This window comes from Actinomadura sp. SCN-SB, from assembly GCF_043906805.1.
Classification (GTDB): Bacteria; Actinomycetota; Actinomycetes; order Streptosporangiales; family Streptosporangiaceae; genus Spirillospora.
In genome coordinates this window covers 14,537-28,372 of record NZ_JBIMPP010000051.1, presented here as the reverse complement: position 1 = coordinate 28,372, position 13,836 = coordinate 14,537, and the positions used below count along the sequence as shown (strand labels likewise).

At 68.4% G+C, this 13,836-nt stretch carries 9 protein-coding genes; 8 read left to right on the top strand and 1 reads right to left on the bottom strand.

Annotated elements, in window-relative coordinates; translation table 11 throughout:
* The first annotated feature begins 252 nt into the window (after nucleotides 1–252).
* The 5 genes from leuS (at nucleotide 253) to ACGWYJ_RS27530 (ending at nucleotide 7,028) form a co-directional block, all read left to right on the top strand.
* Nucleotides 253–2,793, top strand: coding sequence for a leucine--tRNA ligase (leuS, locus tag ACGWYJ_RS27550; RefSeq protein WP_395109258.1), 2,541 nt, complete (start codon nucleotides 253–255; stop codon nucleotides 2,791–2,793).
* 1,553 nt (nucleotides 2,794–4,346) lie between these two features.
* Nucleotides 4,347–4,910, top strand: coding sequence for a flavoprotein (locus tag ACGWYJ_RS27545; RefSeq protein WP_395109256.1), 564 nt, complete (start codon nucleotides 4,347–4,349; stop codon nucleotides 4,908–4,910).
* A gap of 22 nt (nucleotides 4,911–4,932) precedes the next feature.
* Nucleotides 4,933–6,150: a helix-turn-helix domain-containing protein gene (locus tag ACGWYJ_RS27540; protein WP_395109255.1), complete on the top strand. Its 1,218-nt coding sequence runs from the start codon at nucleotides 4,933–4,935 to the stop codon at nucleotides 6,148–6,150.
* A 114-nt stretch (nucleotides 6,151–6,264) separates the two neighbouring features.
* On the top strand, nucleotides 6,265–6,636 hold the full coding sequence (locus ACGWYJ_RS27535) for a hypothetical protein (protein ID WP_395109254.1): 372 nt from the start codon (nucleotides 6,265–6,267) through the stop codon (nucleotides 6,634–6,636).
* Nucleotides 6,612–7,028, top strand: coding sequence for an ATP-binding protein (locus ACGWYJ_RS27530; RefSeq protein ID WP_395109253.1), 417 nt, complete (start codon nucleotides 6,612–6,614; stop codon nucleotides 7,026–7,028). Before ACGWYJ_RS27535 ends, ACGWYJ_RS27530 begins: the two co-directional genes overlap by 25 nt.
* Nucleotides 7,029–7,618: 590 nt before the next feature.
* On the opposite strand, the gene lexA is transcribed toward ACGWYJ_RS27530, so the two are convergent.
* A complete protein-coding gene (gene lexA / locus ACGWYJ_RS27525; protein WP_395109252.1) occupies nucleotides 7,619–8,317 on the bottom strand; it encodes a transcriptional repressor LexA in 699 nt (232 codons plus the stop codon).
* Nucleotides 8,318–8,641: 324 nt separating this feature from the next.
* Between lexA and ACGWYJ_RS27520 the strand changes: the two genes are divergently transcribed.
* The 3 genes from ACGWYJ_RS27520 to ACGWYJ_RS27510 all read left to right on the top strand — a co-directional run bounded on the left by ACGWYJ_RS27520 (nucleotide 8,642) and on the right by ACGWYJ_RS27510 (nucleotide 13,759).
* On the top strand, nucleotides 8,642–8,911 hold the full coding sequence (locus ACGWYJ_RS27520; protein WP_395109251.1) for a LysM peptidoglycan-binding domain-containing protein: 270 nt from the start codon (nucleotides 8,642–8,644) through the stop codon (nucleotides 8,909–8,911).
* Nucleotides 8,912–9,338: 427 nt separating this feature from the next.
* Nucleotides 9,339–9,812: a transcriptional regulator NrdR gene (gene nrdR / locus ACGWYJ_RS27515; protein WP_395109249.1), complete on the top strand. Its 474-nt coding sequence runs from the start codon at nucleotides 9,339–9,341 to the stop codon at nucleotides 9,810–9,812.
* Between the two features lie 116 nt (nucleotides 9,813–9,928).
* Nucleotides 9,929–13,759, top strand: coding sequence for a vitamin B12-dependent ribonucleotide reductase (locus ACGWYJ_RS27510; RefSeq protein ID WP_395109247.1), 3,831 nt, complete (start codon nucleotides 9,929–9,931; stop codon nucleotides 13,757–13,759).
* Nucleotides 13,760–13,836: the final 77 nt, after the last annotated feature.

Sequence of the window (13,836 nt, the reverse complement as noted above, 5' to 3'; positions counted from 1 at the left end):
CGGGCTCACAACCGGTTCGCTGACCCGTCACAACCCAGGAATAGCGGCGGAGGGCCGGCCGTTCATTGGCACAGCGGCGTCCCTTGCCGCTGCGCTAGTCTTGTTGTATGCGGTCCCGGCTGCTTCTCGGCCCGCCGCGCTGACCCGAAGCAGGTCCGCGCGGCGACCCCTCGTTGTGCGAGGGGTCCTTTCATGTCAGGGCGACACCAGCGGGGCCGCGCCTCGTACCGACAGCACCATGGAGTAGCGACCGTGACCAGCGACGACACCCTCCGCGAAGCGCCGGCGAACCCGGCCGGCCGCTCCAGCCAGGGCGGTTCCCACCCCGCGGGGGCGTCCGACTCCTACGACCCCCGGGCCATCCAGGACAAGTGGCAGGCCCGGTGGGACGAGCTGGACCCGTACAAGGCCGTCGAGGACGACGCCGACGGCCGCGAACGGCGCTATGCCCTGGACATGTTCCCCTACCCGTCCGGCGACCTGCACATGGGCCACGCCGAGGCGTTCGCCATCGGCGACGTGATCGCCCGGTACTGGTTCCAGAAGGGCTACAACGTCCTGCACCCCATCGGGTGGGACTCCTTCGGCCTGCCCGCCGAGAACGCCGCGATCAAGCGCAACTCCCACCCCGCCGAATGGACCTACACCAACATCGACACCCAGGCGGCGTCCTTCCAACGGTACGCGCCGTCCTTCGACTGGTCCCGGCGGCTGCACACCTCCGACCCCGAGTACTACAAGTGGACGCAGTGGCTGTTCCTGCGCTTCTACGAGCGGGGACTGGCCTACCGCAAGGGCGGCCAGGTCAACTGGTGCCCCAACGACCAGACCGTCCTGGCCAACGAGCAGGTCGTCGGCGGCCACTGCGAACGCTGCGGCGCCCTGGTGGAACGCCGCGTCCTCACCCAGTGGTACTTCAAGATCACTGAGTACGCCGACCGGCTGCTGGACGACATGGCCGCCCTGGAAGGCAAGTGGCCCGACCGGGTCCTGCTGATGCAGCGCAACTGGATCGGCCGCTCCACCGGCGCCGACGTCGACTTCGTGATCGAAGGCCGGGACGTCCCCGTCACCGTCTACACCACCCGTCCCGACACCCTGTACGGCGCCACCTTCATGGTCGTCGCCGCCGACGCCGACCTGGCCGAGGAGATCTGCGCCCCCGAGCAGCGCGCCGCGTTCGAGGCGTACCGCGACGAGGTCTCCCGGGAGAGCGAGATCGAACGGCTGTCCACCGAGCGCGAGAAGACCGGCGTGTTCCTGGGCCGGTACGCGATCAACCCGGTGAACGGCGAGCGCATCCCGGTCTGGGCGTCCGACTACGTCCTGGCCGACTACGGACATGGCGCGATCATGGCCGTCCCCGCGCACGACCAGCGCGACCTGGACTTCGCGCTGAAGTTCGGCCTGCCCGTCCGCGTCGTCGTCGACACCGGCGCCGCCGACCCCGCCACCACCGGCATCGCCACCCCCGGCGACGGCACGATCGTCAACTCCGGCCCCATCGACGGGCTGCCCAAGGCCGAGGCGATCGCCCGCATCACCGAGATCCTGGCCGAGAAGGGACTGGGCAAGGCCGCCGTCAACTTCCGGCTGCGCGACTGGCTGGTGTCCCGGCAGCGGTTCTGGGGCTGCCCCATCCCGATCATCCACTGCGAGGCGTGCGGCGAGGTCCCCGTCCCCGACGACCAGCTGCCCGTCCGGCTGCCGGACGACCTGCGCGGCGCCGACCTGGCCCCCAAGGGCACCTCCCCGCTGGCCGCCGCCACGTCCTGGGTCAACGTCGACTGCCCCAAGTGCGGCGGGCCCGCGCGCCGCGACACCGACACCATGGACACCTTCGTCGACTCGTCCTGGTATTACTTCCGGTACTGCTCGCCCGGCTACACCGACGGCCCCTTCGACGTCGAGCAGGTCCGCAAGTGGATGCCCGTCGACCAGTACACCGGCGGCGTCGAACACGCCATCCTGCACCTGCTGTACAGCCGGTTCTTCACCAAGGTCCTGTACGACATGGGCATGGTCGACTTCACCGAGCCGTTCACCCGGCTGCTGAACCAGGGCCAGGTCATCCTCAACGGCAAGGCCATGTCCAAGTCGACCGGCAACCTGGTCGACCTGGGCCAGCAGATCGCCGAATACGGCGTGGACGTCGTCCGCCTGGCCCTGCTGTTCTCCGGCCCGCCCGAGGACGACATCGACTGGGCCGACGTGTCCCCGCAGGGCATGGCCAAATTCCTGTCCCGCGTCCACCGGATCGCCACCGAGGTCACCGCCCCCGTCGGCGCCGACCCGTCCACCGGCTCCGCCGAACTGCGCCGCGTCACCCACCACACCATCGACGAGGCCACCGGCCTGATCGAGGTCCGCCGGTTCAACGTGGCCATCTCCCGCGTCATGGAACTGGTCAACGCCACCCGGCGCGCCATCGACTCCGGCCCCGGCCCCGCCGACCCCGCCGTCCGCGAAGCCGCCGAAACGATCGCGATCATCCTGTCCCTGTTCGCCCCCTACACCGCCGAGGAGAGCTGGGAACTGCTGGGCCACCCCGCCCCCGTCGCCACCGCCGGCTGGCCGTCCGCCGACCCCACCCTGCTCGTCCAGGAATCCGTCACCTGCGTCGTCCAGATCGCCGGCAAGGTCCGCGACCGCCTGGAAGTCCCCCCGGACATCACCGACACCGACCTGGAAGCCCAGGCCCTCTCCTCCCCCAAGATCCAGGAAGCCCTGGGCGACCGAAAGATCCGCAAAGTCATCGTCCGAGCCCCCAAAATCGTCAACATCGTCGTGTAGTGCTTATTGGCAAGCACGAGCTGCGCTCCTCGCCTGGCGGCTCGTCGCTTGTCGTGCTTGCGGCGATCGCTGCATCGCTTCGACTCGCCCAGGGGCTCGCTTCGCGATCAGGTTCCTCGCAAGCTCGGAACCTGCCTTCGGACGCGATCGCAGCGCTTGGGCGCCGTTCGGGGCTGGGGTTGCGGGCTGAGGTAGTTGGAAGGGTTGGCGGCGCCTACGGCGCGGTGCCCTGAACGGCTCGCTGCGCGATCAATCTCGCTGGCGCTCGCCCCTGCCTCCGGACGCGATCGCAGCGCCCCACCGCCGCCCGTGGCCGAGGCAAGGGGCTGAGGTAGTTGTGGGGCCCTCCGGCAGTCGCTGGCATCGCTGTGACGCGTCTGGTGGCTCGCTGCGCGATCGAGCTGGAGTGGCTCCCTGATCGCGGCGTTGCCCCTGCGGTGTCGGACCCTGGCGGTCGCTGCGTGATCAGGGGCCTCGCCCCCTGCCGTTGGAAAAACTGTGGACCTTCGGGTGTGCTGGGGGCGGTGAGGCATGGTCGTCGAGGGCGGTGTGCAGGTGACCGTAGCCCAACAGGGGTGCGCCGCCCGAGCGGCGCGCCGGTATCGATGCCCGGCTGTCGCGGCGTCCGGTGGCGTGGTCGTGCAGGGTGCTCATGTCCACGTGCCTCTGGTCACCGGGTGGGCGGTGAACGGGGGTGCCCGAACCGGGGGGGCGACCGGGTCGGCGCCATCCGGCACGGCTCGCACAGCCGGTGATGCGGCGTTTGATGCGGGCGGCTACAGCGGCCTGCCATCCCGGCGGGGCCGTGGTCACGGTAGCGGCGAGCCCAGCGGGCGGCGGTGGTGTGCGAGACCTGGAGCGGCGACACCAGCTCGATGACCCGAAATGAGAAGGGGCCTTATTGGCGCGGGGCGACCACACACCAACCTCACGTCAAAGGTGTCCTGTCGCCCCACCGCGACACCCCGCTGACCGAGCTGGGCCGACTTCGCCTGGCCCGGTGTCGTGAAGGAAGGGGGCCGGCCACTGCGACGGGCGGCCGAGCGGTTCCGGGTCCCGCCCATCACCGCCACCCGCTGCGCCAGCCCACAGTCCCGCCAGGATGGCAGGCCGATCCAGCCCCCCACCACAGCTCACGCCGCGGTCCTCAACGCACCAAACGCCGCATCATCGGCTGTGCGCGACGGGCCGGATGGCGCCGACCCGGTCGCCTCCCGGTTCGGGTTGCACCCGTCCACCGCGTCCTGCAACGGCACGGATGCTCGCCCCAGCACTTGGGTCCGACCACCGGCCGGTCCGTCGCACCATCGGCCGCTATGAACACCCAGCGCCCGGTGACCAGGTGAGCGTGGGCACCAACACACTGACGACCACGCCACCGGACGACGCGACATCCGACGCACCGATACCGGCGCGCCGCTCAGGCGGCGAACCCTCCTGGGCTGTGGCTACCTGCACACCGCCCTCGACGACCATGCCTCCGCCGCCTCCAGCCCCCGAACGGGATCAGGGGGCAAGAGACTGGGCTGAACGACACTCATAAGGTGGCCGACGTGAGTGACGACGCGGCAGGTCGACAGGATCTCGGCCGAGCCGAAGGGGAATCGGCCAAGGTCCTCTACTACATCGTTTGCGGTGCACCGGCGGCGTTTGATGCTGAGTCCTTTGTCCGGTTGGCGCAAAGAGCGGGCTGGCGCGTCTTCGTGATCGCCTCTCCCATGGGGACGCGGTTCATCGACGCTGAACGGCTGGCCATGCTGACAGGTGCGCCTGTGCGAAGTGAGTTCCGGATGCCGGGCGAATCAAACGGTTTGCCTGCTGCTGATGCGGTCGTGGTTGCTCCGGCGACGCTCAACACGATCAACAAGTGGGCGATGGGGATCGGGGACACGTTCGCGGTGAGCCTGCTGTGTGAACTGATGGGCTTCGGCGTGCCTATCGTGGCGGTTCCGCTGCTCAAGGAGGCGTTGACGAGTCATCCGGCGTTCGCGGTGAATCTTGAGACGTTGCGACGTGCGGGGGTGCGGGTGCTTTTCGATCCGGCTGCGCCGCCGCTTGCGCGAATGCCAGGCTGGGAAGAGATCCTCACAGAGTTGAGCAGTATCGTCGACGGTTGACCTGGGCTGGGAAGGACACCCTGTGGGCGTTCGCGCGGAGATCGGCCAACGGATCGCTCGTCAGCGTCGGCGGCGTGGTCTTTCTCAGGTCGTTGTCGCGGGTCTGGTCGGCCGTTCGGAGAGCTGGCTGAGTCAGGTTGAACGCGGGCGGCGATCGATCGACAGTCACGCGGTCCTCGTGCGGCTGGCCGAAGTGCTCGATGTGGACATCAGCCAGCTCACTACCGAAGAGTCGGATGCGGAGATGGCGAAGTACGAGCGCACTGAGGCAATCCGGGCAGCCCTGCTCCGATACGACTCTCTTCCGGAGTTGATCGGCCCTGGCGGAGATCAAGCTCAGCGGCCTCGCCTGTCCTGGCTGAGTCAGGAACTCCGCCGAGTCAACCGTCTCTATCAGGCCACCCGCTATGAAGAGGCAGGGCGGCTTCTACCTGGCCTGATCATCGCGGCGGAACGGGCAGGGCAGACGAAGAACGGGGATGATCGGCGAGCGGCGCTGACCCTGTGCTCGCTGGTCTACCAATCCGTTGCGATGACGTTGAACCGAGTAGGTGAGGCTGACCTGGCGTTAATGGCGGCGGACCGGTCGCTGTCAGCGGCCCGGCTGGCCGAACGTTCGTTGTTGACGGCGGTCGGCGCCTATCGGCTCGGGTACGTACTAATCCGTCTGAAGCGGGCACGTGAGGCCGAGGATCTAGCGCTGCGGGCTCGTGATGCTCTGGTCGGCTCTCTACGGAGGCCGTATCCGCTGGTGCAGTCGATCCGGGGCGGACTTTGCTTGGTGGCAGCCACTGCGGCGGCCTCCCGTTTCGATCGGGCAGCGGTGGACAGCCATCTCAGATCGGCACGCGAGGTTGCTGATCTGATAGGTACCGATCGAAACGACTTCTGGTCGGCGTTCGGGCCCACGAACGTCGTCATTCATGAGGTGTCGGCGGCCGTCACATTCGGGGATGCCAAGCTTGCGGTCAGTCGAGGCGAATCCCTCGACCTAGATCACCTCGGTCCAGGGCTGCTGGGGAGACGCGCTCAGGTGTCCCTCGACCTGGCACGGGCGTACGCGCTCCAGCGTAAGGACGCTGCGGCGGTGAACACGTTGCTGCAAGCAGAACGGCTCTCGCCAGAGCTGATCAAATATGACGCGCGCACCAATGACCTGCTCACTGAGCTGGTTCGTCGTGAGCATCGAGCGAGCACTCCGGAACTCCGCGGGCTAGCTCACCGTGCTGGGGTCGTCTGACCCGCACAAGAGTGCGGGTTCTTTCCCTTCACGATGGTGCGGGTCGTCACTCGCGCCGGCTTCTAATGTCACCTCTCACACGCGGACGTATGCAGACCGTAATGGGGAGAGCGCATGACCGGCGACGCGGCAAGCGATGGCACACCGGCGGCGAATCCGGCGACGGCCAGGCTGAATGATGCGTTCGGTGCGCGGCGGTTGCATCTGGCGGCGTTGGATGCGGCTGTCGTGACCCATCCTCACCGGCTGGCCTGTGGGGTTGTGCGGCACGGCCAGCCACCTCCGGTCCCGCGTGTGGTCGAAATTGATCGTCCGGACCGTTCGGTAGCAGTGGGGACCCGCTGGATCGGCGGCCGGTTGTGGCTGGTGGTGGAGCCTGGCGGCGAAGGCGTGGCCCCGGTGGATGAGGTCGAGCGCGCCCCTGAGCTACTGGCGGCGATCCTGGTCGGGGAAGGTGACCGGTGTTCGACAACGCCTCAAGTTTGATCCTCACCGCCGACGTACCTGAGACCCCGACGCTGGTACTCACCCCTACTGATCGCGCTCCCGCTCTTGCCCGGAGCTTCCTCGCGGAGCGGTTCCGTGAGTGGGGGCATCAGGATGACTACGTCGGCCGTGTGGTGGTCACTGAGCTGGTGACCAATGCCTACCGGCATGGGGCGGGGTTCATCGTGGTGCGGGTGTTCCGGGACGAGCGCGATGGTCTGGCGGTGATCGAGGTCTGGGATCACGGGCCGGGACTGCCGGTCGTGGGGTCTGAAGATCATGACTCCACTTCGGGACGGGGGCTGTTGATGATGTCCCGGCTCGTTCACCAGTGGGGTACACGAGCGACGATGGAAGGCGGGAAGATCGTGTGGGCGAAGTGCGCTCTTTAGGCGGCTTGGTCGATCTTGGGGTGGTGTACCCGCTTGGGGCGCGCCACGGCAGTGCGGTACCTGGATCTGCTGGCCCTGGCGGTCGAGCGGCGGGGCTGGCGGTGTTTCAAGCTGCTGCGCGTCACTGACCAACATGCCGCGACCAGGGAAGCCACCTAACGCGGGCTTCAGCCCGCCTGCTCGACGGCCCGACAACCCCAGGTGTTGCGATCGCGACCGAAAGCGGATTCCAGCGAAGCAAGGATCTGATCGCGCAGCGAGCCACCGAGGCGCGTCATAGCGATGTAGCGATCACGCGCGGTACCGGAGAAGGAGGGCGCTGGCCGCCCGATCTCGTTGGCACTGCCAACCCTTGTAACTGCCTCAGCTCGTCGCCCCAGCCCCGGACGGTCGCTCAAGCGTTGCGATCGCGTCCGAAGGCAGGGGCGAGCGCTAGCGAGACCCTGATCGCGGAGCGAGCCCCTGGGCGAGTCGGAGCGATGCAGCGATCGCCGCAAGCACGACAAGCGACGAGCCGCCAGGCGAGGAGCGCAGCTCGTGCTTGCAATCAATACAGCGCAGCTTGCGCCTGCGATGCGAAGTTCGCTGGGTTACATCTTGCGGAGGACCGCTACCACGCGACCCAGGATCGACGCTTCGTCGCCGGGGATGGGTTCGTACGCGGGGTTCTGCGGCATCAGCCAGATGTGGCCGTCGCGGCGCTTGAAGGTCTTCACGGTCGCCTCGCCGTCGATCATGGCGGCGACGATGTCGCCCTGCTCGGCCACCGGCTGCTGGCGTACCACGACCCAGTCGCCGTCGGCGATCGCCGCGTCGATCATCGAGTCACCGGTGACCTTCAGCAGGAAGTGGGTGCCCTCTCCGACGAGCTGCTTGGGCAGGGTGAAGACGTCCTCGACGGCCTCCTCGGCCAGAATCGGGCCACCGGCGGCGATCCGCCCGACCAGCGGGACGTACGCGGGCGCGGGCCGGGACGAGGACTCGGATGTCGTCACGGACTCGTAAGCGTCGTCGTCGGTCCGGACCGGGGTGGTGCCCGGCACCCGTACCTCCACCGCCCGGGGCCGGTTGGGGTCGCGGCGCAGGAAGCCCTTGCGCTGTAGCGCGCGCAACTGGTGCGACACGCTGGAGGTGCTGGTCAGGCCCACCGCCTCGCCGATCTCTCGCATCGAGGGGGGATACCCGCGACGCTGCACGGAATCGCGGATCACCTCCAGCACCATGCGCTGCCGCTGGGTGAGGCCGCTCTCGTCCATCGGCCCGTCCGGCAGCTCCCGGACCTTGCTCATCGCTCGTCGCCTCCCCGGCGGTGGATCGGTCACTCCTGGTCATGAACGCTATCGCGTCCGGGCAGAATGATCAAACAATTGTTCGAAGAATGTCTCGCGTTCTGCCACACCCATGCGATAGAACATCGTACAGGCGTTCGATCGAAAGTGCATTCGACGATCGGAGATCACCGGCTGACCGCGGGGAGGGCCGAGATGACGGGAGCGCTTGATGGGCGGGGTGCTGGAACGCGCGCCCGTCCACGATCCACGTACGCGGCAAGGACGGTTTCGCGGGGTGCTGAGGAGCCGCCGCCGCTGCGGCTGACGCGGCGCGGACGCGCCGTGTTGATCACTTTTGCCGCCGGAACGCTGCTGGTGACGTTCTGGTTGACCGCGGGGCCCGGCGCGCGGGCCGGTGGCCAGGACGACACGTCGATCGGTGGCGCCGTTCCGACGGACGTGGTCGGTCCTGGCGAGACTCTCTGGGACGTCGCCGAGCGTAACGACCCCGACGGCGACCCTCGGGTCACCGTTCAACGCATAGCCGACCTGAACGGCCTTTCCGGCTCCATCGTCCACCCGGGTCAGCGGCTGCTCGTCCCGGCGCACTGACGCTGTCCGCTTGGGGGACGGGGTGTCTGTGGCGTTGGCTGCGATCTCCGGGTGAGGCTCGGCGCCATGCGGCTCGGGACGATCACGGTGCTTCTCACTAGGCGTCGGCTGCTCGTTCAGCCTGTCGCTGTTGGATGTCGTCCGTGCTCGTGGTCGAGCTGCTGACCCGGCGGGTGTGACCGGCTGTGCTCAGCGCGTGCGGGTCTGAGGCCCGCTCGGGATGGGCGCGTGGGTGCGACACGCCCAGAGGGGCGCGGGAGGCTGGTGTGACCAGGGTCTAACGGCGGGTCCCGCGATGCGGGTTGCGATGCGATCGGGATGCTCGTACGGTTGACCACAACATCTAGTAGTTACATGGATGTCATTAACCACAAGTTGTGTTCTTGTGGTCATTTGGTTTCCGAGTGCGACGGGGAAGGAGGGGGACGTGCACTGCCCGTTCTGCCGAAACCCCGACACCAAAGTGATCGACAGCCGTTCCACCGATGACGGTGCCGCCATTAGGCGGCGCCGGTCGTGCCCGGAATGCGGCAAGCGATTCACCACGCAGGAGAACGTGCTGCTGATGGTGGCCAAGCGCAGCGGGGTCACCGAGCCGTTCTCCCGGGAAAAGATCATCGCCGGGGTGCGCAGGGCCTGCCAGGGCCGCCCGGTGGACGAGGATGCGCTCGCCAAGCTGGGGCAGCGGGTGGAGGAATCGATCAGGGCGACGGGCGTGGCGGAGATTCCCTCCCACGAGATCGGCCTGGCCATTCTGGGACCGCTCGGAGACCTCGACGAGGTCGCCTATCTGCGGTTCGCCTCCGTCTACCGGGGTTTCGAGTCGCTGGACGACTTCGCGCGGGAGATCGAGGCATTGCGCAAGGGTGGTTCCCCGGGGGAGCCCGCACCTCCTCGTTAGGCGTTCGAGCAGCGGAAACAGCAGACCAAGACAAGGGCCCGCGGCGGGATGACACCGCCGCCGGGCGGGGTTGTCCTGAACAGGGCCCGCAGGCGGGGGCCCGAGAGGGGGAAGGCATGACGGAGACGGTGAGCGGCTCGACGGCCCGGCGCGGCAAGGGGGGCCGCAAGGGGCTGAAGATCGAGCGGATCTTCACCACGCCCGGCGTGCATCCGTACGACGAGCTGCGCTGGGAGCGCCGCGACGTCGTCATGACCAACTGGCGCGACGGCTCGGTGAACTTCGAGCAGCGCGGCGTGGAGTTCCCCGACTTCTGGTCGGTGAACGCGGTCAACATCGTGACGTCCAAGTACTTCCGCGGCGCCGTCGGCACGCCGCAGCGCGAGTGGAGCCTGAAGCAGCTGGTCGACCGGGTCGTCCAGGTGTACGTCGACACCGGCCGCGCCCACGGCTACTTCGCCACCGACGCCGATGCCGAGATCTTCGAGCACGAGCTGAAGTACGCCCTCGTCCACCAGATGTTCGCCTTCAACTCCCCCGTCTGGTTCAACGTGGGCACCAAGAGCCCGCAGCAGGTCTCGGCGTGCCTGCCCTACGACTCGCTGGTCAGCACCCCCGCCGGTCTCGTCCCCATCGGCGGGCTCGTCGAGGACGACGCGGTCGGCGCCAAGGTGTACGACGCGAACGGCATCACCCGCATCGTCGCCACCAAGGCCAACGGTGTCCGGGACGTCCTGCGCCTGCACACCAAGGCCGGTTACACGCTCGACGTCACCGCCGACCACCTGGTCTGGAAGGCGGACGACGACACGTACGGCGCGTTCGTCGAGGCCGGTGAGCTGAGGACCGGCGACCGCCTGCAATGGCACCGCCGTGACTCCTACGGCGAAGCGGAGATCACCGCCCGCGGGATCGCGGAGGCGGCGCTGGCCGGATGGTTGCAGGTCGGCGGGGTCGTCGGCGAGGACGGGGCCGTCGAGGCGACGACGGTGACCGAGGCCGAGCTGGACTGGGTGTCGCGCCAGTTGGGCGTCGTCTTCCCGGACGTCGACCGGCACGAGCGCGTGGAGACGCCGGACCGCCGCCACACCCGGCTGCACGGGGAGGCCGTGGAAGCCTTCGTGGAGGCGTGGGGCCTGCGCGCCCGCGGCGCCGACATGGCGGTTCCGCGGCGCCTCTACGCCGCGCCGCTGCCGGTGGTCGCGGCGTATCTGCGCAGCGTCTTCCAGGCCGTGGGCTCGGTGTCGTCCACCGTCGTCGAGCTGGACCTGGCCTCGGAGGAGCTGATCCGCGGCATGCAGCGGCTGCTGCTCCGCTTCGGCATCTTCTCCGAGGTGGAGGCCCGGGAGCCGGGCTGGACGCTGCGGATCGAGACGGTCGGTGACCGGCGCGCCTTCAGCGATGAGATCGGCTTCGTCGATCCGTCCACGACCATGCGGCTGGACGAGGGCTTCGCCAAGCCGGGGCGGCCCGCGCAGGCCACCGAGCTTCTTGAGATCACCCGGATCGAGCACCTCGGCCCGATGGAGGTCTACGACATCCAGACCGAGAGCGGCGAGTTCCTTGCCGACAACATCCGCGTCCACAACTGCTTCATCCTGTCGGTGGACGACACGATGGAGTCGATCCTGGACTGGTACAAGGAAGAAGGGGTGATCTTCAAGGGCGGTTCGGGGGCCGGCCTGAACCTCTCCCGGATCCGGTCCAGCAAGGAGCTGCTGTCGTCCGGCGGCACCGCCAGCGGGCCCGTGTCGTTCATGCGCGGCGCGGACGCCTCCGCCGGGACGATCAAGTCCGGCGGCGCGACCCGGCGGGCCGCCAAGATGGTCGTGCTGGACGTGGACCACCCCGACATCGCCGAGTTCATCGAGACCAAGGCGCGCGAGGAGGACAAGATCCGTGCCCTCCGCGACGCCGGGTTCGACATGGACCTGGGCGGCAAGGACATCGCCAGCGTCCAGTACCAGAACGCCAACAACTCGGTGCGGGTGTCGGACGAGTTCATGCGCGCCGTCGAGTCCGGCGGCGACTTCGCCCTGCGCGCCCGGCTGACCGGCGAGGTCGTCGAGACCGTCAAGGCGAGGGACCTGTTCCGGCTGATGGCCCAGGCCGCCTGGGAATGCGCGGACCCGGGCATCCAGTACGACGACACCATCAACGACTGGCACACCAACCCCGAGACCGGGCGCATCACGGCGAGCAACCCTTGTAGCGAGTACATGTCGCTGGACAACTCGTCCTGCAACCTGGCGAGCATCAACCTGCTGAAGTTCCTGGGCACGGACGGGACGTTCGACGTCGCGAGGTTCGTCAAGCTCACCGAGCTGATCATCACGGCGATGGACATCTCGATCACCTTCGCCGACTTCCCGACCGAGAAGATCGCGCAGACCACCCGCGACTACCGGCAGCTCGGGATCGGATACGCCAACCTGGGCGCGTTGCTGATGGCGACCGGGCACGCCTACGACTCCGAGGGCGGGCGGTCCCTCGCCGCGGCCATCACCTCGCTGATGACCGGCGTCGCGTACCGGCGGTCCGCCGAGCTCGCCGGCGTCGTCGGGCCGTACGAGGGGTACGCGCGCAACGCCGAGGCGCACAAGCGGGTGATGCGCAAGCACGCCGCCGCCAACGACGGGATCCGCACCCTCGACGACATGGACAAGGCCATCCACACCGCCGCGACCAAGCAGTGGAAGGTCTGCTTGGAGACCGGGGAGAAGAACGGCTACCGCAACGCCCAGGCCAGCCTGATCGCGCCGACCGGCACCATCGGCCTGATGATGGACTGCGACACCACGGGGATCGAGCCCGACCTGGCACTGATCAAGTTCAAGAAGCTGGTCGGCGGCGGCTCCATGCAGATCGTCAACCACACGGTGCCGCGGGCCCTGCGGAAGCTGGGGTACCAGGACGAGCAGATCGAGGCGATCGTCGAGTACATCTCCGAGCACGGGCACGTCATCGACGCCCCCGGCCTGCGTCCCGAGCACTACGAGGTGTTCGACTGCGCGATGGGCGAGCGGGCGATCAGCCCGATGGGGCACGTGCGGATGATGGCGGCGACCCAGCCGTTCCTGTCCGGGGCGATCAGCAAGACCGTCAACATGCCGGAGCAGGCCACCGTCGAGGACATCGAGAGGGTGTACTTCGAGGGCTGGAAGCTGGGGCTGAAGGCGCTGGCGATCTACCGCGACAACTGCAAGGTGGGCCAGCCGCTGTCGGTGGCCAGGAAGAAGGAGGAGGCCAAGCCCGCGGAGGCCCCGGCCGAGGTGCGTCCCGTCCGCAAGCGGCTGCCCAAGCAGCGCCCGGCCACGGTGACCCGCTTCTCGGTCGCGGGCGCCGAGGGGTACATGACCGCCTCCTCGTACCCGGACGACGGCGTCGGCGAGGTGTTCCTCAAGCTGGGCAAGCAGGGCTCCACGCTGGCCGGTGTGATGGACGCGTTCTCCATGGCGATCTCCATCAGCCTCCAGTACGGGGTGCCGCTGGAGACGTGGGTGGAGAAGTTCACCAACATGCGGTTCGAGCCGGCCGGGATGACCGACGACCCGGACATCCGGATGGCGACCTCGGTGATGGACTACATCTTCCGCCGCCTGGCCCTGGACCACCTGCCGTACGAGACCCGCGCGGAGCTGGGCATCCTGTCGGCCAAGGAGCGGGCGATGCAGGTCAACGGCGAGGACCCGGCCAGCCTGCACGACGACGACCAGCTACGGGAGAACCTGGCGCAGACCGCCGAGATCAGCCGTCCGGCCGCGCCGCCACGGGAGACCCCCGCCCCGGCTGCGGCGCAGGAGGCGCACTCGTCGATGGAGGTCATCGAGAGCCGCCAGGGTCGTACGGCCGACGCGCCGCTCTGCCTGACCTGCGGCACCAAGATGCGCCCCGCGGGAAGCTGCTACGTCTGCGAGGGCTGCGGCTCCACCAGCGGCTGTAGCTGAACGGCGTGCGGTGCCGGTCGGCACCGCTGACGGGATGAGAGCGGGGCGCCGATGGTCCATCGGCGCCCCGTTCGGCG

Excerpts from the sequence above, each read along its gene's own strand:
- ACGWYJ_RS27535 (WP_395109254.1), top strand. The coding sequence starts at position 6,265 with ATGACCGGCGACGCGGCAAGCGATGGCACACCGGCGGCGAATCCGGCG.
- ACGWYJ_RS27510 (WP_395109247.1), top strand. The coding sequence starts at position 9,929 with ATGACGGAGACGGTGAGCGGCTCGACGGCCCGGCGCGGCAAGGGGGGC.
- lexA (WP_395109252.1), bottom strand. The coding sequence starts at position 8,317 with ATGAGCAAGGTCCGGGAGCTGCCGGACGGGCCGATGGACGAGAGCGGC.